The following is a 21964-nucleotide window of genomic DNA, read 5'->3' as shown; positions in this document are numbered from 1 at the left end:
CAAGGAGCGCGCATGGCGGGCAGCGTCAATAAAGTCATTCTCATCGGCAACCTCGGACGCGACCCGGAAGTGCGCTCGCTCAACGACGGTTCAAAGGTCGTCAACCTGCGCATCGCCACCTCGGAAAGCTGGCGCGACCGCGCCTCGGGCGAGCGGCGCGAGCGCACCGAGTGGCACAATGTGGTGATCTTCAACGAGAACCTCGCCAAGGTCGCCGAGCAGTATCTGCGCAAGGGCACCAAGGTCTACATCGAGGGCCAGCTGCAGACCCGCAAGTGGACCGACCAGCAGGGCCAGGAGAAGTACACCACCGAGGTGGTGCTGCAGCGTTTCCGTGGCGAGTTGACCATCCTCGACGGCCGCGGCGGCGGTGGCGAGGAAGGCGGTTACAGCGGGGGCAGCAGCGGTAGCGGCGGCTTCGGCGAGGACCAGGGCGGCGGTTACCGTTCGGGCGGCGGCCGGTCGTCGGGCGGCGGCGGCGGCTTTGGCGGCCAGCAGCGCTCCAGCCGGCAGGACGATCTCGACGACGATATTCCGTTCTGAGCCAACCCCCAACACGGGTTCATCGACAACGCCGGCGTGCCACACGCCGGCGTTTTCATTGGGCGGCGCTCGCGCACCTGGCTCCTCATGGGGCCGCGAACACGGGAGCCACAACGAAGAAGGGGCTGGCGTTTCCGCCAGCCCCTTGATCTTGCGCCGATTTTCGCGGCAGCCCCTGCGATTGGTCGGGGAAAGAGGATTCGAACCTCCGGCCCCTGCGTCCCGAACACAGTGCTCTACCAGGCTGAGCTATTCCCCGTCAGAGGAGCTGCCGCCGTCGGACGCGGGTCTATAGCGCAAGCGATCCGGGAAACGCAAGGCCCCGCACAGGGTGTTTGTGTCAGTTTCTTTGTCGCAGGGTGAATTTCACCACTGTCTCGCCCTTGGCCGGCACCGGCACCTGCCAGCCGATGGTGTCGGCATCCAGCTTCTGGTGTTTCAGCGACTCGCCCAGCAGCTGCCAGTCACCGTAGAGACCGCTCTGGCGCAGATCGACGGTGGTGGCGGCATCCTTGCGATTGCGCAGCGTATAGACCATCGACCACTCGACGGTCTGGCCGTTGTCGTCCCGGGCGACGATGCGCCGCCCCTCCAGCAGCGGTTGCACCGTCACGTCGAACGCGCGCCCGAGCGTCAGGTCCACCGTGTTGCCGTCCGGCGTATGGGCGATGGAATCCTCGCCGAGGAACTGCGACTCGCCGGCCTTGTCCTGTCCGTACAGGCGCACCACCCCGCCCGGCAGCGGCTGACCGAGGCCATTGGCGGCGGTGTTGGCGAACCGCACCCGCACCTCGACATTCTGCGGCTGCTCCTGGGTCGAGAAGCCATGCGCCTCGTAGCGGTAGGATCGGGCGGCCTTCACCGAGGCCGCGTGCAGCAGCGCCACCTGCTTGGTCTGGTTGTTGGTCAGCGTCAGCGGCGTCGGCAGGGTATAGAGGTGATAGTCACCCACCGCCTCGCGCGCGGGCTCGGCCGGGGGCGCCGGCATCGCCATGGCATCCTTGCGGTAGGCGGTGACCATGATCTCGCGGGTCGCCTGATTGATGTCGCCGGCGACGACCTGGGTCCGGGCGTTGACGAAGTCGGTGCCGCTCTGGTTGCGGATGGTCACCCAGCCCTGCAGATTCAGCAGACCGCGCGCCTCGTCATACTGCCCGACATAGTCGGCGTTCCAGCCGAGGCCGCCGGTGAGGTAGGTCAGGCGGGCGGGCCGGCTGCCGGCGCGCGCACTGACCACCTGCATCGACAGGGTGGGGCGGGATTTCAGCGTCTCCGGCAGGCTGTCGAACGCCACCCGCGCGCCCGCACCCAGCGTCTCGATACGCCCGTCGATCACGAACAGCGGCTCGCCGTTGGCCGCCAGCACCGTCGCCCGGGTCGCCTCCTCCTTGCCGGTGGCGGGGTTCAGCCGCAGGATGGTCACCGGCTTGCCGACGGCCTTTTCCAGCAGTTTGGGCGGCGAAATCAGATCGAAATCGAAGTTCTGCTGCTCCACCCGCACGCCGTCGGCCTTCAACGCCGCGGTCTCGGGACGGATGCGCGCCGACACGCCATCGAAGGCGATCGCGCCGCCGCCGGCCGGAAAGGCGATGGTGCGGCTGTCACGCACCATGGCGAGATCTTCGTTGTAGATGGTCAGGCTGACGCCATCCGCCAGCGCCGGCAAGGGCGCCAGCGGTGCGGTCAGGGCGACAATGGCAAGAGGAAGGGTGCGCATTTGCTCTCTCCGGTTGGTGCGGCCTCCTTGCTGGCAGAGTGGCGGTGAACCGCCGCTGAACCACCACTGAACCGCGGGCCGCTTGAATGCCGGTCATGCTCACCCTAGTTTGAGCCGATGACAAGTTGGACGCGCCCTGTCGGCCGGCTGATGCTGGCGTTGGTGCTGGCGGTGCTGGTCCCCGCCGCCCCGTCGGCACAGGCGATGCCGATGGCCGGCCAGGCGAGCCGCGCGGCCGCCGCCACGGCAACGCCGGACAGCCCCTGCCATGACAGCGCGATGCCTGCACCCAGCGACCGGAGGATGGCGCACCCCGACGCCGGCACGGCCGCGCCACCACCGGCCGGTCACGACTGCTGCGACCAGGGTGGCATGGCTGCCTGCCCGACCGGCCATGGCTGCGGCTGTGCGGGCCTTGCCAGCCTGACCCTGCCGCTGCCGGCCGTCATCGCCCTCGCCCTGCCGCGCGCGCCAGCGAGGCCCGAACACGCCGACACGCCACCGCCGCAACACGCGCCGCCGCCACTGCGCCCCCCGATCGGCTGACCGGCCCGCCGCGCGTGGCCGCTGGTCCGCGCGATCCGCCTGTCCAAGCTTCGGGAGTCCTCTCCATGTCCCTGATTCCGCCCGGCCTCAGCCGCCGGCGCTTCGTCACCGGCCTTGCCGCCAGTGGCGCGCTGGCGAGCAGCGGCCTGCTCGCCCCGCGCCACGCCCGCGCGGCCCGGCCTGCACCCACACCCACCGTGCTCACCGGCACCGAGTTCAACCTCGATGTCGTCGAGACACCGGTGAACATCACCGGCCGACCGCGCATCGCTACCTGCGTCAACGGCCAGTTCGCCGGCCCGACCCTGCGCTGGAGGGAAGGCACGGAGGTCACGCTGCACGTCACCAACCGGCTGAAGGTGGATACCTCCATCCACTGGCACGGGCTCATCCTGCCGGTCGGGATGGACGGCGTGCCTGGCCTGTCCTTCCCCGGCATCCGGCCGGGCGAGACCTTCACCTACCGCTTCCCGGTCCGGCAATCCGGCACCTACTGGTACCATGCCCATTCGGGCTTCCAGGAGCAGACCGGCCTTGCCGCGCCGCTGATCATCGACCCCGCCGGGCCGGACCCGATCGAGGCCGACCGCGAGCATGTGATCTTCCTCGGCGACTGGTCGGACACGCCGCCCGCCACCATCCAGGCGCGGCTGAAGAAGATGAGCCACTACTACAACCACGGCAAACCGACGCTGGGCAACCTGCCGGACGGCATGTGGGCGACCATGCGCATGGACCCCAGCGACCTGGCCGACGTCTCGGGAGCGGCCTACACCTACCTGGTCAACGGCCAGCCGCCGGCCGCCAACTGGACCGGGCTGTTCCGCCCCGGCGAGACGGTGCGGCTGCGGCTGATCAATGGCTCGGCCTCGACCATCTTCGACCTGCGCATCCCCGGCCTGACGCTGACCGTGGTCGCCGCCGACGGCCAGCCGGTGGCGCCGGTCGCGGTGGACGAGCTGCGGCTCAACGTGGCGGAAATCTATGACGTGCTGGTGCGCCCGGCCGACGATCGCGCCTACACCCTGTTCGCCCAGTCCATCGACCGCTCGGGCTTTGCCCGCGCGACGCTGGCGCCGCGTGCCGGCATGAGCGCCGCCGTGCCGGCGATGGACCCGCGGGTCCGCCTCGACATGATCGACATGATGGGCGCGATGAGCCACGGCGCCCACGGCGGACATGCGGGTCATCGCGCCCCGCCGCTGCCTGCCCGCCACGCCAGCAGCGAGTTCGGCCCGAGCGTCGACATGCGGGTCGACAGCCCGCGCGACAACCTCGACGACCCCGGCATCGGCCTGCGCGACAACGGCCGGCGAGTGCTGACCTACGCCGACCTGCGGACACTGGGCGGGCCGCTCGACGCACGGGCGCCGGCGCGCGACATCGAACTGCACCTCACCGGCAACATGGAACGCTATGTCTGGGGCTTCGACGGCCTGGCCTATCCCGAGGGCAAGCCGATCCACCTGACGTACGGCGAACGGGTGCGCTTCGTGCTGGTCAACGACACCATGATGACCCACCCCATCCATCTGCACGGCATGTGGAGCGAACTGGAAGACCCGCGGGGGCGCTTTCTGGTGCGCAAGCACACCGTCTCGGTGCAGCCGGCGCAGCGGGTGCGTTTCGGGGTCACCGCCGACGCACCGGGCCGCTGGGCCTTTCACTGCCACCTGCTCTACCACATGGCCGGCGGCATGTTCCGGGAGGTGATCGTCGCATGACTAGGATCTCCCTCACCCTTCTCGCCCTGACACTGAGCGCCCCACCGGCGCTGGCCCAGCACGTCCATGACCACGCGCCGGCCCCGACTCCCGCGCCCGCCATCGCGCCGGACCACGGCACCATGGATCACTCGGTCATGGACCATTCAGGCATGGACCATTCAGGCATGGACCACGGCCAGATGAGCCACCCCGCCACGCCGTCAGCGGCACCTTCGGCGCTGCCGGAGACACCCGCCTCCGGTCCGCGCGACCCCCACGCCTATGCCAGCGGGTACGACAACGAACCGATGTCGGCCCATCACATGGCGCCACCGCGTACCTTCCTGCTGCTGGTGGACAAGCTCGAATACCAGGGCAACACCCGCTCGGCCGACGGTCTGGCCTGGGACATCCAGGGCTGGTCCGGTGGCGACATCGACCGGCTGGGGTGGCGCAGCGAAGGCGCCGCCGCCGGTCATGAGGTGGAGGCGGCTGTCGAGGTGTTCTGGGCCCGCGCCGTCAGCCCGTTCTGGGAGGTGCAAGCCGGCATCCGGCAGGATGTCGGCGACGGGCCTGAGCGCGGCTGGCTCGGCATCGGCATCGAGGGCCTGGCGCCCTACTGGTTCGACGTGCGAGCCAGCCTCTACGCCGGCCCGTCCGGCCGGCTGGCGGCGCGGCTCAACGTCGAGTACGAGCTGCTGCTGACCCAGCGGCTGGTGCTGACGCCCGAACTGGAGGCCGATGCCTACAGCGAGACCGACCGGGCACGCGGCATCGGCCGGGGCCTGTCGGAGGTCACGCTGGGTGCCCGCCTGCGCTACGAGTTTCGCCGCGAATTCGCCCCCTATGTGGGGGTGAGCTGGACCGCGAAACTCGGCCGCACCGCCGATCTAGCCCGCGCCGACGGCGCATCGCCACGCGAGGCCGCCGTGGTCGCCGGGGTACGGTTCTGGTTCTGAGGGCAACCTGTCCTGCCCGCCATCGGTTGGCAGGACAGGTTCCTCAATAGTCCTTCGACCACTTCAGGCTGACGTTGGTGGTGCCCAGCGAGCCGATCTGCGACAGGATCGACAGCGTGCGGGTGAGATCGACCTCGATCAGGGTCGAGGTGTAGCCGCTGCCGTCGGTCGAGACCTCCATATAGACCCGGTTGGTGAGGTACTTGCCGCCGGTGACGGTGGTGCCAATGCCCTTGGCGCGATCGCCGGGCGACACCCGCAGCCGGTCGATGCCGATCGCCTTGCGCACCTGCCCGACCACGTTCAGACCGCCGTCGCCGCGCAACGCCGCCAGCGCCGCCCCCAGTTGCAGCGCTTCCGGTGCCGACAGGTTGGTGATCGAGGTGCCGAACAGGATACGCGAGAGGATTTCGTCCTGCGGCAGGCTGGGGCTGGAGGAGAAGGTGATGCGCGGCTTGCGGGCCGTGCCCTCGATGGTGATGGTGACCGTGGTGCCATCGAGCGCGTGAGTCGCCACGATGTTGAGCAGCGGGTTGGGCGGACTGGCGCCCTGGAACAGGATCTGGCCGCGGTCGAGATCGAAATTGCGGCCGGCGAACTCATAGGTACCGCGCACCAGATCAAGCCGGCCAGCGATCAGCGGCGTCGCCGTGGTGCCGCCAATCTCCAGATTGCCACGCCATTCGGAATCGAGGCCCAGCCCCTCGACGAACACCTTGTCCGACACCTTGACCGCGAGATCGAGGCGCAGCGGTCTGCTGACGCTGGCGCGCGCGACACTGGCCCGCTCGACGAACTCGCCGCCCACCTCGCGATAGGCGATGATCGGCACCGGATCGACGGCCTGTGCACCACCGGCGCGCAGGCGTGCGCTGTTGACCCTGAGCGCGCCGGCAATCAGTCCACCATCGGCGCCGTGCGTCACCCGCACGTCACCACTGGCGCTGGCGGTCACATCGTCGCGGCGCATCAGCGTCGCCTTGTCGAGGCTGATCCTGACGTCGGCGGGGAAGCCCCGCGCGGCGGAAAGGTCCGCCCAGCCGGTCGCCGAGACCTTGCCATCCTTGCCGGCACGGCCGGCAAGACTGGCGATCTCCAGCCGGGATTCGGTGAAGCTGGCATCCAGCGCCAGCTGGTCGACGATGAACCCGGTCGCCAGATTCTCATAGGAAAGTCCCCGGGAGGTCAGGTGGCCGTTGATACGGGGATCAGCGAGCGTGCCGGACAGCCGGGCGTCCAGCATCACCGGACCGGCGATGTCGTCGCCCTCATGCCCGATCAGCGCCCACAAGGCCTCCACCCGGCCGTTCCAGGCGACGCGACCGGCCAGCGGCGCGGCAAGCCAGCTTGAACGCACCTGCCCCAGTGTCGCCGGCGGCAGACGCGGGCCAACCGTCACGTCGGCGCTGCCGGCCTGGGTGCCGTTCTCGTGCGCACTGAGCGAGGCCTTCAGCGCCGTGGCGTCAAGCGAGGCCACCAGGCGCGCGCGCATCGGCGCCGAGCGACCAACCAGCCCCGCCCGACGCAGGTTGTCTACCGCCAGATCGGCATTGGCGGTCATTGGCCGGTCCGCCAGCTGGCGCGCCTCGACAGTGCCGGACAGCCGGCCAGTAAAGCCGAGATTGGGCTCGATCAGCTCCAGCACGGTTGCGCGCACGTTGGCCGCTTGCAGGCGCAGGTGCTTGTCCTGTGGCGTCCAGGCCCCTTCCGCCGCCAGGGTGCCGGAGGCCAGCGTGAGTTCGGACCGCAGCAGTCGCCAGCCGTCGCCAGCGCGCGCCAGAACGAGCGGCTGGCTGAACCTGATGGGCAGATCCCCCACCGTACCGGCCCCGGACAGCCGGATTTCACCGGGCGCCAGCTCGGCCTTGCTGGCGAGATCGAAAGTCAGGCCGCGCGTACCCCTGGCCTCCAGCGCCAGCGTGGCGTTGCCACCCGCCTCATCGCCCGCCAGCCGGACGCGATCCAGCACCAGCCGACTGATCGCCGCCTTGTCCATCTCGACGCGACCGACGAAACGCGGCATCGCCGGCTCCAGCAGCAGCGCGCCCCGGGCATCGAGCCGGCCGATCGCAATCGGCCTGGCCAGGGGCAGCCGCACATCGCGACCCTGGAGGTCGATGTCGAGCCGGGGCGCCGCGCGCGGCTGCGCCAGCGCCACTCGGCCATCCAGTCCAGCGCCTGAGACCGCCAGCACTCCACGCCAGGCCTGGCCAACAGGCCGGGCGAGGTCGCCACGCAAGGTCAGGGCGCCGAAACGGGCGGCCAGCCCGCGCAGCGCCACCCCATCGGCAAGATCAAGCCCGCTGGTGATATTGACCGCGCCCAGCGGCCCGCTGCCCGTGAGCGTCACCCGATGGCGCGCCAACGTCTCCGACTGCGTTCCGGCCTCAAGGTTCGTCCACCGCTGGCCGGCGAAATCGGCCGCCGCCAGCCGCGCCGTGGCAACAAGGCGCGGCGCCGCGAGATCGCCGTCGGCGCGCACCGAGAACCCGACCGGGCCTTGCGCCACGCCAGCCAACCCGAACGGCGACAGATCGGCCAGTCGACCGTCAAGCCGTCCATCAAGCCGGCGGTCCGGACCGAGGCGCACCGAGCCGGACGCCGACAGTCCAGCAGCGGCGAGCCGGATATTGGTCACGCTCAGGTCACCGCGGGAAGACAGCGCCAGCCGGCCGTCGAGCCGCGCCGCGCGACCCAGCAGGTTCGCCAGCACAGGATCACGCCCGCGCAGCCTGGAGGCCGAAACAACACCTTCAACACGCGGCGCCCGGCTCCAGTCCTCGCTGCTCCCGTGCACGATTGCCTCGATGTCGGTGGCCAGGCCGGGCGGCAGGGCCAATCCCCGGGCCAAGGCGCGCAGGCTGAATTCATAGCGTCGTCGATCCAGCAGGATATCGACGTTGCCCCGTGCCGTAAGCACGCGGTTGTCCAGCGCGATCTCGGACACCGCCAGGGCATGGTTGTCAGGGTCATAGGTCAGCACCCCGAGCAGGCGCAGGTCGCGCGTCAGGGGTTCGGCTATCTCTGGCAGCCCGCGCACAGAAGCGACGCTCGCATCCAGCAACACACGCGATGGCGCGGGTCCGGCCGCTAATCTTGTCCGGGCCCGCAGGTTGGTGAACGCCAGCCCGCCGCGGACCAGCCGCCGCGCGTCGGCGGTCAGAGTCAGCGCCGGCCGGTCATACCGGCCGGCGACTTCCAGCCGCGCCGACAACCCGTCGGCGACAAGGGCCGGATCGATCGCCGAAGGCACCGGCAAACTGATACTCAGCGCCGTCTTGTCGAGGGCGCCATCATCGAGTCCAAGGGTCGCCTGACCGCGCGCCTCCAGTGCCCGCCCGACCAGCGTCACCTGGGTAACAAGCCGCCGGTCCGTCTGTTCCCCGGTCAGTGTCAACCGGACGGGTCCCTCCAGCAGCCGGCGGGCCGGCGCGGGGAGCGCGGTGACGGGGCGGATATCGCCGGCAAGTGCGAGCCGGCCATCGGCAAGGCGCACGACAAGCGCTGTCAGCGGCTCGTCGGCGTATCGTGCCGATATCCGGCCACGCCAGTCCTGCCAGCTTCCCTTGCCCGCGACGGTGAGACGAAAACCATGCGGCAGGCCCAGCAGACTGGCCAGAGCCCCATCTTCCGGCGCGACGATGCGGGCGTCGATGTTCAGCCGATCCCGCTCCGGCTCGGCCACGAAGGTCGTGACCATCCGGTCCGCGCTGCCGGTCGATCCCACGCGCAGTTGGCTGTCGACCCGGCCATCACCCACATGCAAGCCACCGCGTACCGTGAGAATGAACCGCTGATCCGCCCCCGTCACCGGCGCCTCCAGCACCAGCCGATCGATGCGCAGACGCCCGATACTGATGTCCATCTCCGGCAACAGCGGGCCTTCGGACGGCGTCTCGCGCAGCACGGGTCGACGCTCCAGAACAAACGTCGGGGAGGAGATGCTGCTGATGATCAGCCGATTACGGACAAGGGACAATGGCGACCAGTTGATCGCCACCGATGGCGCACGGGCGAACACACCCTCGGGATCACGCAAGGTCAGGTCGACAACCGTGAGCCCGCCGAACAGACTGCCACGAATGCCGCCAACACCGACGGCCAGGCCGGACTCAGTCTCCAGCGCGGCCAGTTGCCGGGCGAGCCAGGCCCGGCCGGATGGCGTGTCCAGCCAATAGCCGCCCGCTGCGACCCCTGACGCCAGCACCGCGAAAACCGCGAGCGCCACCACGGCGTAGCGCTGCAGGCGCCCCAGCGCGCGCACCAGCCAGGCCAACCGCGCGCGCATCAGAAACTCTGCCCGATGGACACATAAAGCAGCAGTCGCTGCTCACCCGGCCGGCGGCCCAGCGGCGTCGCCACATCCACCCGTATCGGCGCGAAGTCGGTATAGTAGCGCAGGCCCAGACCCGCGCCCCAACGGAAGCCCGACAGTGTCGGCGTGCTGTCACGGGTAACGATGCCGCCATCCAAGAAGGGAACGATGCCGAAGCGCTCCGTCACCCGCCAGCGCAGTTCAGCCCCGACCTCGCTGATCGCCCGGCCGCCCAGCGGCGTACCATCGGCGCTCTGCTCGCCAACGTTCTGATAGCTGAAACCGCGCACCGAACCGCCACCGCCGGCAAAGAAGCGACGATTGGCGGCGATCCGGTCTCGCCCGGCGCCGACGATGGACCCCACCCGCACGCGGCCAGCGGCGACGAACCGCGCCTGCGCATCAAGCGGCCGGTAGTAGCTCCCGCCCAACTCGGTCTTGAGGTAAGTGAACACCCCCCCCTGTTCGGCCAGCTGCGGGGTCACGATGGCGAAAGCGCGAAATCCCGCCGTGGGATCGAACAGGTCGTCAGTGGAATCGTAGCGCAGCGTCGCCGGTGCCGCCAGCAGCAGGTAGGTGCGCTCCCCCGCGGCGTCCTGGATGCGCTCGATCGATGTCTCGGCGCTCAGGGAATAGACCCATCGCTTCTGCCAGATGGGGTCGGTTTCCCGTTCGATGCCGATGCTGAACGTCCCGCGATAGGTCTCGTAGGCGTCCGGTGTTTCGTGAGCGATCTCCAGCTGACTGATCAGCGCGTTGTCGCGACGGCGAAAATTCGACTTCTGCAGGTTGGCCCGCGCCAGTTGCTCCTGGGTGCCCACCCGCCCCAGCAGTGTCAGCCGTTCTTCGGCGCCGAACAGATTGCGATGCTGCCAGGTGGCTTCCGCCTTCGGCCCCGAGCCGGAACCATAGCCGACGCTGAGGCCGATCGAGCGACGCTTGGCGGCCTCCGTGCGCAGAACAACCGGCGCGGCGACCTCGGCATCACCCCGGCTGGCACCCGTCGGCAATCGGGGCGCCACGGCGGCCTCGGCGAACAGCCCGGTGGACAGCAGGGCCTCGCGAAAGTCGTCGACCCGGCGCTGATCGTAGATTTCGCCTGCCTTGAAGCGGGCAAGCCGGGCGATATGGCGCGGGCGCAGCACCTCCTCGCCGGTGAACTCAAGGGGTCCGAACCGGGTCAGCGGCCCGGTATCGACCGCCAGCTCGTAGCTTACGCCGGCATCGCCATGGTCCACCACCACATCCCGGGCACCGACCTCGACAAAAGGATGCCCGCGTCGCGGCAGCTCGACCCGAAGGCGTGCCTCGGCATCCAGCATCGCCTGCGCGGTCGCCGGCTGGCCTGGCGCCAGCGCCAGGATGTCGCGCACCATGACCTGAACCCCCGCCGGGGCCTTGATCTCCACCGATCGCAGCAGATAACGCGGACCCGGCTCGGCGGTGATGATGACTTCGACCTGATTGTCGCCGCTGTCCTGCCGATCCAGCGCAAAGCGCACCCGGCCGGCATAATAGCCTTCCGACTGGAGCAGCCGCTCGGCGGAGGCGACATCCTCGGCGATCCGGCGGCGCAACTGCGCCAGGCTGTCCGGGCGGCTGCGCCGGTTGGCCCACAAGATGGAGAGTTGTTTCATGCGATCGTCGAGACCGATCGCGTCAAAACCGCTGAATGTCACAGCGTAGCGAGGCGTGCGTTCGGTGGCGTCCGTCGCCGGCGCGGTCGAGGGTGGTACTGTGTCCGGGAGCGCCGGTTGCTGACCTCGGGCTCCAGGTACGCCGCACAGGATCGCGCCAACAAGGGCGCCACCGAAGAGCATCGAGACCGAGAACCCATGGCTCATGGGTCTGGTCTATCCGATCCGCGTCACGATGACAGCCAGGATCGACGGGGTAATGTCAGTTTTTGTTCAAAATTCCTGCGTTAACCTGAGGGTGGTCAGTGGATCTCGCCCAGCGGCTCCTCCAGCTGGAGCACCTGGATGGCATGCTCCACCGCGCGCCAGTGGCTGAACAGCTCCTGATTGCCAAGCGCCCGGCTGTTGTCCGCCTGGCTGGCGGCCTCCAGCACCGCCTCGTCACCATGCCAGCGCACCAGATGCTCGGCGACGCGGAAAGCGTTGATGTCGTGGATGGCAAGCTGTTCCATGAGTCTGCTCCCGGCCTGTGTCCGTTGTTGTGACAGACAGGGAGCAAGGCGCGCGCCAAGCGACACGACATTGAAATAACTCTATTTTTTTAGAAGTCCTGGCTGCCGCCCTGTGCCGCGCAGGCGCACCCTGTACCAGAACGGGACTCACTGTGCCAACTTGTCGAGGCGGAACGAAACCGTTCCCCCTCCGCCCGAAATGCTCTAGATGCAGCGGCGGAAGCTTCCAGGCGCCACGGGGGCGCGGAGGATGAAGGAGAAGCAGGCCATGGCGGCACAGGCCGGAGGCATTTGCATCACGCTGGGCGTGATCGTTGGCGTCGCCGCCGGCATGGCGACCCGTCAACCGAGCCTGGGACTGGTAATCGGTCTGGCGACCGGCGTCGTCCTGGCAATCGGCATCAGTGTGCGGGACTTCATCCGCAAGGGGAAACGCTGACCCCCGGCAGGCCCCCCGGCAATCCCGCCGCGACGCGGCGCTACAGCTTGCGGCCGACCCACACCACGCGACCGATGATATCGATGCTGGCGGGGTCGCAATCCTCCCATGCGGGATAGACCGGATTGTCGCTGCGGATGCTGAGCCGCCGGCTCGTCGGATTGACCGAGACGCGCTTCACATGCAGCGCGCCGTCGGTGCGCAGCACGAAAATGCCATCGCGGACCCGCTTGTCCGCCGCGTCGACCAGAATCTGGTCGCCGTTGGACAAGGTCGGATACATCGAATCGCCCTCGACCCGGATCACCGACAGTGCCTCGACACCGCCCGATGCAATGCTTCGCGCCCAGCGGGCCTGAAACGCCAGCGCCGACTGCGCGTCCTCGTCGCCCGGCAAACTGCCATGGCCGGCCGAGGCGCCCACATCCAGCCGCGGAATCAACACGTAATCCTGCGAATCGTGCACCTGTCCGACACCGGCGTGAACGGCGCGGCCCACGGGCCCCGGCGGCCCGCCCAGTTCCTGCTCCGAAACCCCGAAGTGTTCGGCCAGCTTGCGGCGATCATCCTCGTCAAGCTTGCGCGGCACACCGCGCTTGATGAACTGCTGGATGTAGGTCTGGTTGCGGCCCAGCATCCGCGACAACGTCGCATAATCGTCGCCACGCTCATGAACCAGGCGGTCAAGCCGCTGCCGGATGGCATCGTTGGTCATCACACGCCTTTCTGCGCCAATACAGCAATGGGCAGACCAGAGCCCTGGCCGCGCCACGCGCTGGGGGAAGTTCATTCCTTCCTACCATAGGTTTTACCCTAGACAATAGCGGATTTTCAGGGTAATTGCTTAAATCCTATCTAGTAGGGGAATAACGAAAAAATGAACGGTCAAAAACTACTTATGCACGTTGAGCGGGTCATTCTTGACCACAACATCGCGCCGTCGCGCTTCGGCCGGGACGCCCTCAACGACCCGCGACTGGTGTTTGATCTGCGGCGAGGCCGCCGCATCAAGAGCCAAAATCGCCGCAAAATCAGTCAATTTATCGCCAAATTGGCAACAAGAGAGCCGTGATGATGGCCGCGACGACATGCGATGCCCCACATGCCGCACTGCTCGACCAGATCAGCGCGGCACTTCGCCAGAACGCCGATTCCCTTGGCTGCAAACTGGTGTCCCGGATCAACGCCGCCGATCACGCGCCACAGGTCATGCTGACTTGCCTGCGCAGTCGCCCCTGGCACAGCGCGAGCTTCACGGGTCAGGGCCACCAGGTCATGCTCGACACCGCGCAGACAGGCGTGTCTGCCGCCGCGCTGGGGGCGTTGACCAGTCAGCTTGCCATCACCGTTGCCAATCTCGAAATGACAACGAGTGCTCAGACCATCGTGGAGACCAGTATCTGCGAGATTGTCACGCGCATCGATGCCAGCTCCGGCATCGTCCATGGCCATGCCGTAATCGACTTGCTGGCGCTCGACGAGTGAAGGTGTGATTAACCATAAATTATTCTACTTTAAAGAGTAATGTCCCAACAGCGAACCAAATTCGCGGGGCGTGGCACGGGAGGTGCGCCGCCCTCGGGCGGGCAACAGCCGGAGGAAAACCATGGCGACAACCGAATTCTGGGCAGTGACCTCATCGTGGGCGTCAGGTGAATTCTGGCCGACCGGACCGGACGGACTGCCATCTCCCCCCCTGCCCGGACACCTGCCCGGCTGGCGGACCTGTCAGTTCACGACGGTTCTGCTGCTGGAAGCCCCGGTGCTCGGCCGGTTGCGCGGGCTCGCCGCGCGCTGGATCGCCGACGGCGTACCGCTGCTGCTGCCGGATCACCCCGTCGGCTGGCGACCGGCGAGACTGCTGGGCGCGCCGGACATCATCGCGCGCTGTGACGGCCGCTGGCGCGTCGGGCTGGATTTCGAGACGCTGACGTAACGTCGGCGGGTGGTCAGCCCGGCTTGCGCCCCGATGCCGTCGGTACCGCCGCCAGCCAGTCGGCGATCTGGCGCGCCGCAGCATTGGCCAGTTCGTTCATGGTGACGGCCACGGCATCCGGCCGGGTTGACGCCAATGGCGCGGCGACATCCACCCGGGTGACGCTCACCACGCGCGGATTGGGGGCAGTCAGCAGGGTAAGGTAGAGCGAGACCCGGGCGCGCGGATTGTCCTTGTCGGAGACATCGACATGGAAATCGATCAGCCGGCTGTTCAATCGATAGGCAAAAGGCGCGTCGATCTGGCGGAAGCTCAACACCTGGCCGTCGGCGGCGAACCGCAGCTGTTCCTCCAGCAGCTTGCTGAACAGCCGGGCCGGCGGATCAACCCACCGGGCCCGGGCCAGATACTCAATCCCGGTCGGCGATGTACGAACCGCCATGCGCGGAGAGCGCAGTTCCGCCACCGCCTCGGGCTCGTCCACCAGCAACGGTGTCGGCAGCGCCATGGCAGGCAGCGGCTCAAGCACCCGCAGCGTGTGGAGCGACGGCGGCGGCGCATCGTCGCCGATCTTGACCAGCGGCCCGCAACCGGCAAGGCCGGCAAACAGGGCCAGCATGACGAGGACTCGGTTAGCGCTCATATTCGGGCACCTTGCTGCCGCTGATCAGTGATTGCGCCGACCCCTGCTCCATCCGTTCCGCCAGCCGGTTGAGTGTGCGGGTCAGCTCCCGCAGGTCAATCATCAGCCGCGTCATCTCCGGCACGGTGGCCTCGGTGAACCGGGCAAGGCCGGGACGATTCTCGGTCACCACATCATCGAGCTGCGCCACCAGCCGACTGGAATGCCGGGCCAGCTTGCGCACCTCGGCGATCATTGGCCGGGCATCATTGTCCACCATCGCCTGGCCGCTCTGGGCCAGCGCGGTGAACGCCGTCGCCGCCACGCGCACTTCCTTGGCTGTCGTCTCCAGCTCGACGAGCGTACGTTCGATCTCGGGTGTCCGCCGCGCGATGCCCGACGACACCGTCTCCATGTTCTTCAACGTATTGGCGACGGACTGCCGGTTCTCCTCGTTCAGCAGTTCGCCCACCCGGCTGACCGCGACCGTCGCCTGCTGCAGCAGTTGCGGGGCGCCGGTGAACAGCTCGGCCAGCGGTGAGGGCCGGCTGGAAATGACCGGCACGCCCTCCGGCCCGCTCTCCTTCAGCGGCGGGGCGCCGACCATCGCGCCGGTGAGCTGGACGAAAGCGATGCCGGTGAGCCCCTGGGCCTCCAGCGTCGCGGTGGTACCTTCGAGGATCTGCGCGTCCTCGGAAATGGCGATGCGCACGCGCACCTTGCGGGGGTCTTCCGGCACCAGGGCGATGCGTGCGACCTGGCCGACCGGGACACCGTTGAAACGCACCACGCTGCCAACGTCGAGACCGGCCACCGAGTCCCTGAAGTAGATATCATACTGGGCGCTGGCACCGCTTTCGAAGCGGGCCAGCCAGATGACGAAGCCGAACAGCGCGCCGGTAAGCACCAGCATGAACGCGCCGATCAACACATGGTTGGCTTTCGTCTCCAAGCCCTATCCCCCTTCACCATGGCCAGAGGTATCCGCGCCGCCGGCGATCTGCAAGGCCGCGCGGCCCCGCGGCCCCTTGAAATACTCCTGCACCCACGGATGCGGGTAGGCCAGCAGCTCGTCGATGGTGCCCACGGTGATCACCCGCTTGTCGGCGAGCACCGCCACCCGGTCGCATACGCTGTGCAGCGTGTCGAGGTCGTGGGTGATGAGAAACACCGTCAGCCCCAGCGTCTGCTGCAACTGCCTGACCAGATCATCGATCGCCGTGGCACCGATGGGGTCAAGCCCCGCTGTCGGTTCGTCGAGGAACAGGATCGACGGATCAAGCGCCAGCGCCCGCGCCAGACCGGCGCGCTTGCGCATGCCGCCGGAAAGGTCGGAGGGGTACTTCGGACCGGCATCACGGTCGAGGCCGACCATGGCGATCTTGAAGGCAGCGATCTCGTCGAGCAGATGATCGTCCATGCGATAATATTCGCGCAACGGCACCTGCACATTCTCGGCGACGGTCAGCGAGGTGAACAGCGCCCCGTTCTGGAACAGCACGCCCCAGGTCCGCCGCAGTTCCTTGGCGTCGCGCTCCGACAGGCTGGCGGTGGAGCGGCCATGGATCTCGATGGTGCCGGCCGCCGGCTCCTGCAGGCCGATGATCGAGCGCATGAGCACCGACTTGCCGGTGCCCGAGCCGCCGACAATGCCGATGATCTCGCCGCGTCGGACGTCAAGGTCGAGATTGTCATGCACCACCTGCGCGCCGAACTGGTTGCGCAGGCCGCGGACACGGATGATGACGTCGCGATCCGTCATCACATGCCGATCGTTGTGAAGAAGACTGCAAAGAAAGCGTCGAACACGATCACCATGAAGATCGACTCGACGACCGAGATGGTGGTGCGCTCGCCCACCGAGGCGGCATCACCAGCCACCTGCATGCCTTCGAAGCAGCCGGCGACCGCGATCACCATACCGAAGACCGGCGCCTTGATCATGCCGACCAGAAAGTCGTCCATGGTGACGACCGTCCGCACCCGGGTGAAGAAGGTATCGACCGGAATGTCGAGTGACAGCCAGCCAAACACCATGCCGCCGGCGATCGCCACCATGCTGGCATAGAACACCAGCAGCGGCATCAGGATCACCAGCGCCAGCAGGCGCGGCAATACCAGGGTGTCGATGGGATCGAGGCCGATGGTGCGCATGGCGTCCACCTCCTCGGTCAGCTTCATGGTGCCGATCTGGGCGGTGAAGGCCGAGCCGGAGCGACCGGCCACCATGATGGCGGTGAGCAGCACCCCCAGTTCGCGCAGCGTGGCGATGCCGATCATGTCGACGACGAAGATCTCGGCGCCGAACCGGCGCAACTGATAAGCCCCCTGCTGCACCAGCACCAGCCCGATCAGGAAGGACATCAGGCCGACGATGGGCAGCGCCTTGAGGCCGACTTGCTCCATGTGATGGCTAAGCGACGTCCAGCGGATACGCCAGGGCCGCGCCAGTTGCAGCGCCAGCCGCGCCAGCACGAGACCGAGGAAGGCCAGCAGCGCCCCGAAGCGGTCGGTGATGGCGACGGTCGCCCGCCCGATCTCGGCGAGCTGACGCACCACCGGATTGGCCTCGCGCGGCCGCACCTCGCACGGCGCGTCGTTGATCCTCGCCTGCTCGATCAGCTTCTCCTGCTCGGGCGTCGCGTTGGCATACCGCGCCCGGACGCCGGCAACCCGCCAGTCGCGCAGGAAGCGGTAGACCAGCCAGGCGCCGATGGTGTCGATCGTGTCCGCCTCGCCAAGGTCGATGGTCATGGCCGGCGACGGCGTCAGCGCCGCCAGCCGGTCATAGGCGATGCCGGCCTCACGCACGGTCAGGGGGCCCACGATGCACACGCGTGTCTCGTCGCCCGCCGTCTCGATCCGCAGTCCGGTCAGCGCTGCCTGTGTCAAATCTCATCCTCACCTGCACGGCTTCGTGCCCGGAGCGCACTGTAATGGCAGGATTCTGCACGACAACCCCACGCCCATCGACAACTGACCACATTTCGGCCACATGACATTGAGAGAGAGCCGTTCATGAGCGACGCGGCCGTCATTGTTGGTTCCTGTGCCACCCCTCTGTGGGGGCTGACGTCCGCGCAGCGTATCACCCGCATCTTCGAGAAGAATGGCGTTGCCATCGCGCGACCGGACGCCCTGCCCGATACCGGCCGGGTGTTCCTCGCCGACGCCCGCTTCGCCTTCGATCCAGCCTGGGTCGTCGCCATGAAGGAGCAGCCGTCGGTGCTGACGCTCGGCGGCCGGGTGGTGCTGGCCAACCTGTCCGCCGAACACGCGCCCGCGGCACTGGCCGCGATGACCGCCGGCACGCCGTGGCAGGCCGCCCACGGCATCACCGAGTTCGCCGCCGACCGGGGCGCCGAGATCTACAATCACGAGCTGCGCAAGCGCGAGACCCCGTTCGTACGGCCGCTGACGCCCGAGACCGTGCCCGGCATCGAGCGCGACAGCTATTACGGCGCCTACAAGGGTGTCACCGACCTGCTGACCAAATATGCCTGGCCGGTGCTGGCCTTCCACCTGACCCGGCTGGCGGCACGCCTGCGCCTGACGCCCAACATGGTCACCGCCATCGGCCTGGTGCTGTGCATCGCCGCCACCTTCGCCTTTGCCGAAGGCTGGTACTGGAGCGGGCTGGCCATGGGCTGGACGATGATGGTGCTGGACACCGTCGACGGCAAACTGGCGCGCGTGACCATTACCTCGTCCAAGTTCGGCAATCTGTTCGACCACGGCATCGACCTCATCCATCCGCCCTTCTGGTACTGGGCCTGGGCCTGGGGTCTGGCCGCCTATGGCACGCCGCTCGCCCCCCCGCTGTTCGAGCAGATGATGTGGGCGATCCTTGTCACCTATGTCGCCGGTCGTCTGGTGGAAGGTGCCTTCCAGCGGTTGTTCGGGATGCACATCCATGTCTGGGAGCGCATTGACTCCCAGTTCCGGCTGATCACCGCCCGCCGCAACCCCAATGTGCTGCTGATGACCGGCAGTCTGCTGTTCGGCCGGCCGGACATCGGCCTGCTGCTGGTGGTGGGCTGGAGCGCGTTGTCGTTCGTGTTCCACCTCGTGCGCCTGTTCCAGGCGCTGCTCGCCCGCATGAGCGGCAAGCCGATCGTCTCCTGGCTGCGGGCGGCATGACGCTCCCGCTGCCGGTGACAGCCCTCGTGCCGGCCGGCCGGCGGCCGGGGCGCGATCCGCTGGCCGAGCATTTCGGGGTCTCGTTCAAGGCCATCATTCCGGTGGGCGGCGAGCCGATGGTCGGCCGGGTGGTGCGCGCCCTGCTGGCGACGCCGGGCATCGGCCGGGTGGTGCTGCTGACGCAGGAACCCGAACTGCTGATGACCCACCCCGACCTCACCTGGCTGGCCGACGATCCACGGGTCGGTTTCCGCACCTCGCGGGAATCCATCTCGGCCAGCGTGCTCGACGCGATGGCGGCGCTCGACGGCGACGGCAGCCCGCTGCTGCTGACCACCGCCGATCATGCGCTGCTGACGCCGGCCATGGTCGCCTCGTTCCTGACGCCCGCCGTCGCCAGCGGCGCCGACCTCGCGGTCGGCTTCGTCGAGCAGGCGACCCTGCTTGCCCGCTATCCGCTCAGCCGGCGCACCTGGCTGAAGTTCCGCGGCGGCTGGTACTCCGGCGCCAACCTGTTCCTGTTCCGCGACCCCGGCGCCCGCGCGGCGCTCGAACTCTGGCGGGAGGTGGAGCAGGATCGCAAGAAGGTCTGGAAGATCTTCGCCCGCTTCGGCCCCTGGCTGTTCCTGCGGATGCTGACCCGCTCGATCAGCCTGCCGGCCGCTTTCGCCGCCGCCGGCCGCCGGCTCGGGCTCACCGCGATCCCGGTGGTGATGGCCGAGGCGGAAGCCTGCATCGACGTCGACAAACCGGACGACCACATGCTGGTCGAGCAAATCCTGAAAGACCGCGCCCCGTGAGCGACACCCTGGCGACCCCGATCCGGCTGGCGATCTACGACATGGATCGCACCATCACCCGCTACCCCACCTACACGCCGTTCATGCTGGCGTGGGCGGCCAGGCACCGGCCGTGGCGGCTGCTGACGGCGCCGCTGGTGGTGGCGTGCCTGCTCGCCTATGTCGGCAAATGGATCAGCCGCGGCCGGCTGAAGACGCTGATGCTGGCGCTGCTGGTGGGCAGGCCCAGCGCCACCCAGCTGCAACCGGCGATCGACCGCTTCGTCGACCGCCTGTTCGCTGGCGGCATCTACGCTGGCGCACTGGCACAGATCGCGACCGACAAGGCCGCCGGCGCGCGGGTCATCCTCGCCACCGCCAGCTACGACTTCTACGTCGACGACATCGCCGCCCGGCTGGGTGTCAGCGAGATCGTCGCCACCCGTTCGGTGTGGGATGCCGGCCAGCATATCCTGCCGGCCATCGACGGCGAGAACTGCTATGGCCCGGCCAAGCTCGCCATGGTGCTGGACTATCTGGCGGCCGAGGGGCTGGCGCGAAACGCCTGCCACGTCACCTTCTATTCCGACCATCACTCCGACCAGCCGGTGTTCGACTGGGCGGACGTGGCGGTCGCCACCAACCCCAACCGGAAACTGCGGGCGCTGGCGCTGGCGCGCGGCTGGCAAATCATCGACTGGGACTAAGCGGCTGGCTCGACAGTCGTGATCAACGGCAGCGCGAGGGTTGACGGTCAGGCAACCTTTGGCAGACCAGTCGAGCGTCGAGGCTGCGGCCGGCCCAGTTCCTCGGCGAACACCCGGATATAGCTTTCCAGCGTGTCGTCGAGTGAGAAGACGCGCGCGCGCGCCATCAGCGACTCGGCCGCACGGGGGCGCGCCAGCCGCCAGGCCATGGCATCGGCCAGCGCGGCGGCATCATCGAGCGGCACCAGCGGCCCGAAGCGGCCATTGGCGAGCACTTCCGCCGTGCCGGTCGGGCAGTTGGTGGCAACCACCGGGCAGCCGCAGGCCAGCGCCTCCAGCAGGGCGTTGCTCATGCCTTCCCACGACGACGACAGCACGAACAGGTTGGCGCGCCTGAGATAGGCGAAGGGGTTGGCGCAGAAGCCGGCCAGTCGTACATCGTCGGCGACACCCAGGCGCTCGGCCTGTGCCCGCAGCCGGGCGGTGGCCGCCGGCGTGCCGCCACCGAGGATCAGCAGTCGCGCCGGCGTATGCGCGCGCAGCCGGGCGAAGGCCTCGACCAGCAGTGGAAAATTCTTCTGCCGCACCAGCCGGCCGATGCCAACGATCACCGGCGGCGCGCCGGGAGAAAACCATGGATCATCGAGCGGTGCGGCCGCCTGGCGGGCCACCGTCGCCAGATCAATACCGTTGGGCAGATAGTCGATGCGATGGTCGCGCAGGTCGAGATCACGGGCGATGTTGCCAGCCAGATCGCGTGATACCGCGACGATGCGGTCGGCCGCCGCGAACATCGCCTTGAGCCACGGCCGGGCCAGCGCCGCCACCACCGGCGCCACCAGCGCCTCCCAGCCGCGCTTGCGCGGATGCACCATGTCATTGGAGGCGCGCATGACGAGTTTGGGCGGCTGCTTGACCCCACGCAGGGCCAGCGCCGCCAAGGGATGGACATGATTGCCGGAGGAGAACAGCACGCCTGGCCGCCGGGCCTCGACATAGGCCCGCAACGCCGGGACCGCCCGCAGCGTCGCCACCGCCCGGTTGCCGCCCTCGTCGGCGCCAAGCTGGACCAGTCGCAACGACGACGGCAGCGCGTGGCGGAAATCGCCGCCACCTTGCACCACCACCAGATCGCAGCTCATGCCGGCGGCCACCACCCGCTCGGCGATCCGCAAGGCATTGCGCACGACGCCCGACCCCCGCAGGTCGAACACCAGCACGGCGACATCGACCTGTGAGGTCGTGTTGTCGCGCATGGCGGCATCGCCACGCTTCAAAAGGTGAAGCGCGCTGTCCAGCCGGGGTTGCGGAAGGGCGAATGTCATGGGCTCAACTGCTGCCGATGCAAGAAGTCAGAGGATACCTTATCCACTCCGGTATGAACCCGGCATGACCAGACTGTGAAT

Annotated in this window: 21 protein-coding genes and 1 tRNA gene; 11 read left to right on the top strand and 11 right to left on the bottom strand. The window is 68.2% G+C overall.

The genetic code is table 11. From position 1 onward, the window contains the following. Positions 1-12: 12 nt before the first annotated feature. Positions 13-543, top strand: coding sequence for a single-stranded DNA-binding protein (ssb, locus tag ABU113_RS12280; protein ID WP_454559788.1), 531 nt, complete (start codon positions 13-15; stop codon positions 541-543). Between the two features lie 182 nt (positions 544-725). On the opposite strand, the gene ABU113_RS12275 is transcribed toward ssb, so the two are convergent. Together ABU113_RS12275 and ABU113_RS12270 are read right to left on the bottom strand one after the other, a co-directional pair. Further along, positions 726-802: transfer RNA gene (locus ABU113_RS12275), tRNA-Pro, on the bottom strand. 81 nt (positions 803-883) lie between these two features. Further along, positions 884-2260, bottom strand: a complete 1377-nt coding sequence (locus ABU113_RS12270; RefSeq protein WP_454559787.1) for a DUF4139 domain-containing protein — start codon at positions 2258-2260, stop codon at positions 884-886. 117 nt (positions 2261-2377) lie between these two features. On the opposite strand from ABU113_RS12270, the gene ABU113_RS12265 reads away from it, so the two are divergent. The 3 genes from ABU113_RS12265 (at position 2378) to ABU113_RS12255 (ending at position 5471) form a co-directional block, all read left to right on the top strand. Next, positions 2378-2806, top strand: coding sequence for a hypothetical protein (locus tag ABU113_RS12265; RefSeq protein WP_454559786.1), 429 nt, complete (start codon positions 2378-2380; stop codon positions 2804-2806). A gap of 65 nt (positions 2807-2871) precedes the next feature. Next, positions 2872-4530: a copper resistance system multicopper oxidase gene (locus ABU113_RS12260; RefSeq protein ID WP_454559785.1), complete on the top strand. Its 1659-nt coding sequence runs from the start codon at positions 2872-2874 to the stop codon at positions 4528-4530. Continuing rightward, entirely contained in the window at positions 4527-5471 is a 945-nt protein-coding gene (locus ABU113_RS12255; protein WP_454559784.1) for a copper resistance protein B, read from the top strand. Before ABU113_RS12260 ends, ABU113_RS12255 begins: the two co-directional genes overlap by 4 nt. A 43-nt stretch (positions 5472-5514) precedes the next feature. On the opposite strand, the gene ABU113_RS12250 is transcribed toward ABU113_RS12255, so the two are convergent. The 3 genes from ABU113_RS12250 to ABU113_RS12240 form a co-directional block, all read right to left on the bottom strand. After that, complete coding sequence (locus ABU113_RS12250) at positions 5515-9759, bottom strand: translocation/assembly module TamB domain-containing protein (protein WP_454559783.1); 4245 nt, start codon at positions 9757-9759, stop codon at positions 5515-5517. After that, positions 9759-11423: an autotransporter assembly complex protein TamA gene (locus tag ABU113_RS12245; protein ID WP_454559782.1), complete on the bottom strand. Its 1665-nt coding sequence runs from the start codon at positions 11421-11423 to the stop codon at positions 9759-9761. Before ABU113_RS12245 ends, ABU113_RS12250 begins: the two co-directional genes overlap by 1 nt. 302 nt (positions 11424-11725) lie before the next feature. Beyond that, positions 11726-11935, bottom strand: coding sequence for a hypothetical protein (locus ABU113_RS12240; protein WP_454559781.1), 210 nt, complete (start codon positions 11933-11935; stop codon positions 11726-11728). Between the two features lie 268 nt (positions 11936-12203). Between ABU113_RS12240 and ABU113_RS12235 the strand changes: the two genes are divergently transcribed. Further along, entirely contained in the window at positions 12204-12374 is a 171-nt protein-coding gene (locus tag ABU113_RS12235) for a hypothetical protein (RefSeq protein ID WP_454559780.1), read from the top strand. A 40-nt stretch (positions 12375-12414) separates the two neighbouring features. Here the strand turns inward: ABU113_RS12235 and ABU113_RS12230 are convergent, their stop codons facing one another. Next, complete coding sequence (locus ABU113_RS12230) at positions 12415-13089, bottom strand: S24 family peptidase (RefSeq protein WP_454559779.1); 675 nt, start codon at positions 13087-13089, stop codon at positions 12415-12417. Positions 13090-13251: 162 nt separating this feature from the next. Between ABU113_RS12230 and ABU113_RS12225 the strand changes: the two genes are divergently transcribed. From ABU113_RS12225 to ABU113_RS12215, 3 genes are all read left to right on the top strand, one after another. Further along, the gene (locus ABU113_RS12225) at positions 13252-13446 is read left to right on the top strand and encodes a hypothetical protein (RefSeq protein WP_454559778.1); all 195 of its coding nucleotides are present in this window, start codon (positions 13252-13254) and stop codon (positions 13444-13446) included. After that, positions 13446-13859 carry a hypothetical protein gene (locus ABU113_RS12220; protein ID WP_454559777.1) on the top strand — a complete coding sequence of 138 codons (414 nt, stop codon included), beginning with the start codon at positions 13446-13448 and terminating at the stop codon, positions 13857-13859. Before ABU113_RS12225 ends, ABU113_RS12220 begins: the two co-directional genes overlap by 1 nt. A 121-nt stretch (positions 13860-13980) precedes the next feature. Next, complete coding sequence (locus ABU113_RS12215) at positions 13981-14310, top strand: hypothetical protein (protein WP_454559776.1); 330 nt, start codon at positions 13981-13983, stop codon at positions 14308-14310. 13 nt (positions 14311-14323) lie between these two features. Here the strand turns inward: ABU113_RS12215 and ABU113_RS12210 are convergent, their stop codons facing one another. From ABU113_RS12210 to ABU113_RS12195, 4 genes are read right to left on the bottom strand one after another with little or no spacing between them, the layout of a single operon-like run. Next, on the bottom strand, positions 14324-14953 hold the full coding sequence (locus tag ABU113_RS12210) for an ABC-type transport auxiliary lipoprotein family protein (RefSeq protein WP_454559775.1): 630 nt from the start codon (positions 14951-14953) through the stop codon (positions 14324-14326). Further along, positions 14943-15884 (bottom strand): MlaD family protein, encoded by a 942-nt coding sequence (locus tag ABU113_RS12205; protein ID WP_454559774.1) that lies wholly within the window; start codon positions 15882-15884, stop codon positions 14943-14945. Before ABU113_RS12205 ends, ABU113_RS12210 begins: the two co-directional genes overlap by 11 nt. 3 nt (positions 15885-15887) lie before the next feature. After that, positions 15888-16694 (bottom strand): ABC transporter ATP-binding protein, encoded by an 807-nt coding sequence (locus tag ABU113_RS12200; protein WP_454559773.1) that lies wholly within the window; start codon positions 16692-16694, stop codon positions 15888-15890. Then, positions 16694-17824, bottom strand: a complete 1131-nt coding sequence (locus tag ABU113_RS12195; protein ID WP_454559772.1) for an MlaE family ABC transporter permease — start codon at positions 17822-17824, stop codon at positions 16694-16696. The genes ABU113_RS12200 and ABU113_RS12195 overlap by 1 nt, the downstream gene beginning before the upstream one ends. Positions 17825-17950: 126 nt before the next feature. On the opposite strand from ABU113_RS12195, the gene ABU113_RS12190 reads away from it, so the two are divergent. From ABU113_RS12190 to ABU113_RS12180, 3 genes are read left to right on the top strand one after another with little or no spacing between them, the layout of a single operon-like run. Continuing rightward, the gene (locus tag ABU113_RS12190) at positions 17951-19072 is read left to right on the top strand and encodes a CDP-alcohol phosphatidyltransferase family protein (RefSeq protein WP_454559771.1); all 1122 of its coding nucleotides are present in this window, start codon (positions 17951-17953) and stop codon (positions 19070-19072) included. After that, positions 19069-19872 (top strand): nucleotidyltransferase family protein, encoded by an 804-nt coding sequence (locus ABU113_RS12185; RefSeq protein WP_454559770.1) that lies wholly within the window; start codon positions 19069-19071, stop codon positions 19870-19872. Before ABU113_RS12190 ends, ABU113_RS12185 begins: the two co-directional genes overlap by 4 nt. After that, positions 19869-20558 carry an HAD family hydrolase gene (locus ABU113_RS12180; RefSeq protein WP_454559769.1) on the top strand — a complete coding sequence of 230 codons (690 nt, stop codon included), beginning with the start codon at positions 19869-19871 and terminating at the stop codon, positions 20556-20558. The genes ABU113_RS12185 and ABU113_RS12180 overlap by 4 nt, the downstream gene beginning before the upstream one ends. A gap of 47 nt (positions 20559-20605) precedes the next feature. On the opposite strand, the gene ABU113_RS12175 is transcribed toward ABU113_RS12180, so the two are convergent. Beyond that, positions 20606-21883, bottom strand: a complete 1278-nt coding sequence (locus ABU113_RS12175) for a glycosyltransferase (protein WP_454559768.1) — start codon at positions 21881-21883, stop codon at positions 20606-20608. Positions 21884-21964 lie beyond the last annotated feature (81 nt).

Source organism: Parapedomonas caeni, assembly GCF_041060555.1.
GTDB lineage: Bacteria > Pseudomonadota > Alphaproteobacteria > Sphingomonadales > Sphingomonadaceae > CAUJIW01.
The sequence above is the reverse complement of the archived record's forward strand: the minus strand, read 5'-3'. Positions and strand labels throughout refer to the sequence as shown.

Excerpts from the sequence above, each read along its gene's own strand:
- ssb (WP_454559788.1), top strand. The coding sequence starts at position 13 with ATGGCGGGCAGCGTCAATAAAGTCATTCTCATCGGCAACCTCGGACGC.
- ABU113_RS12270 (WP_454559787.1), bottom strand. The coding sequence starts at position 2,260 with ATGCGCACCCTTCCTCTTGCCATTGTCGCCCTGACCGCACCGCTGGCG.
- ABU113_RS12265 (WP_454559786.1), top strand. The coding sequence starts at position 2,378 with ATGACAAGTTGGACGCGCCCTGTCGGCCGGCTGATGCTGGCGTTGGTG.
- ABU113_RS12260 (WP_454559785.1), top strand. The coding sequence starts at position 2,872 with ATGTCCCTGATTCCGCCCGGCCTCAGCCGCCGGCGCTTCGTCACCGGC.
- ABU113_RS12255 (WP_454559784.1), top strand. The coding sequence starts at position 4,527 with ATGACTAGGATCTCCCTCACCCTTCTCGCCCTGACACTGAGCGCCCCA.
- ABU113_RS12250 (WP_454559783.1), bottom strand. The coding sequence starts at position 9,759 with ATGCGCGCGCGGTTGGCCTGGCTGGTGCGCGCGCTGGGGCGCCTGCAG.
- ABU113_RS12245 (WP_454559782.1), bottom strand. The coding sequence starts at position 11,423 with ATGAAACAACTCTCCATCTTGTGGGCCAACCGGCGCAGCCGCCCGGAC.
- ABU113_RS12240 (WP_454559781.1), bottom strand. The coding sequence starts at position 11,935 with ATGGAACAGCTTGCCATCCACGACATCAACGCTTTCCGCGTCGCCGAG.
- ABU113_RS12235 (WP_454559780.1), top strand. The coding sequence starts at position 12,204 with ATGGCGGCACAGGCCGGAGGCATTTGCATCACGCTGGGCGTGATCGTT.
- ABU113_RS12230 (WP_454559779.1), bottom strand. The coding sequence starts at position 13,089 with ATGACCAACGATGCCATCCGGCAGCGGCTTGACCGCCTGGTTCATGAG.
- ABU113_RS12225 (WP_454559778.1), top strand. The coding sequence starts at position 13,252 with ATGAACGGTCAAAAACTACTTATGCACGTTGAGCGGGTCATTCTTGAC.
- ABU113_RS12220 (WP_454559777.1), top strand. The coding sequence starts at position 13,446 with ATGATGGCCGCGACGACATGCGATGCCCCACATGCCGCACTGCTCGAC.
- ABU113_RS12215 (WP_454559776.1), top strand. The coding sequence starts at position 13,981 with ATGGCGACAACCGAATTCTGGGCAGTGACCTCATCGTGGGCGTCAGGT.
- ABU113_RS12210 (WP_454559775.1), bottom strand. The coding sequence starts at position 14,953 with ATGAGCGCTAACCGAGTCCTCGTCATGCTGGCCCTGTTTGCCGGCCTT.
- ABU113_RS12200 (WP_454559773.1), bottom strand. The coding sequence starts at position 16,694 with ATGACGGATCGCGACGTCATCATCCGTGTCCGCGGCCTGCGCAACCAG.
- ABU113_RS12190 (WP_454559771.1), top strand. The coding sequence starts at position 17,951 with ATGAGCGACGCGGCCGTCATTGTTGGTTCCTGTGCCACCCCTCTGTGG.
- ABU113_RS12185 (WP_454559770.1), top strand. The coding sequence starts at position 19,069 with ATGACGCTCCCGCTGCCGGTGACAGCCCTCGTGCCGGCCGGCCGGCGG.
- ABU113_RS12175 (WP_454559768.1), bottom strand. The coding sequence starts at position 21,883 with ATGACATTCGCCCTTCCGCAACCCCGGCTGGACAGCGCGCTTCACCTT.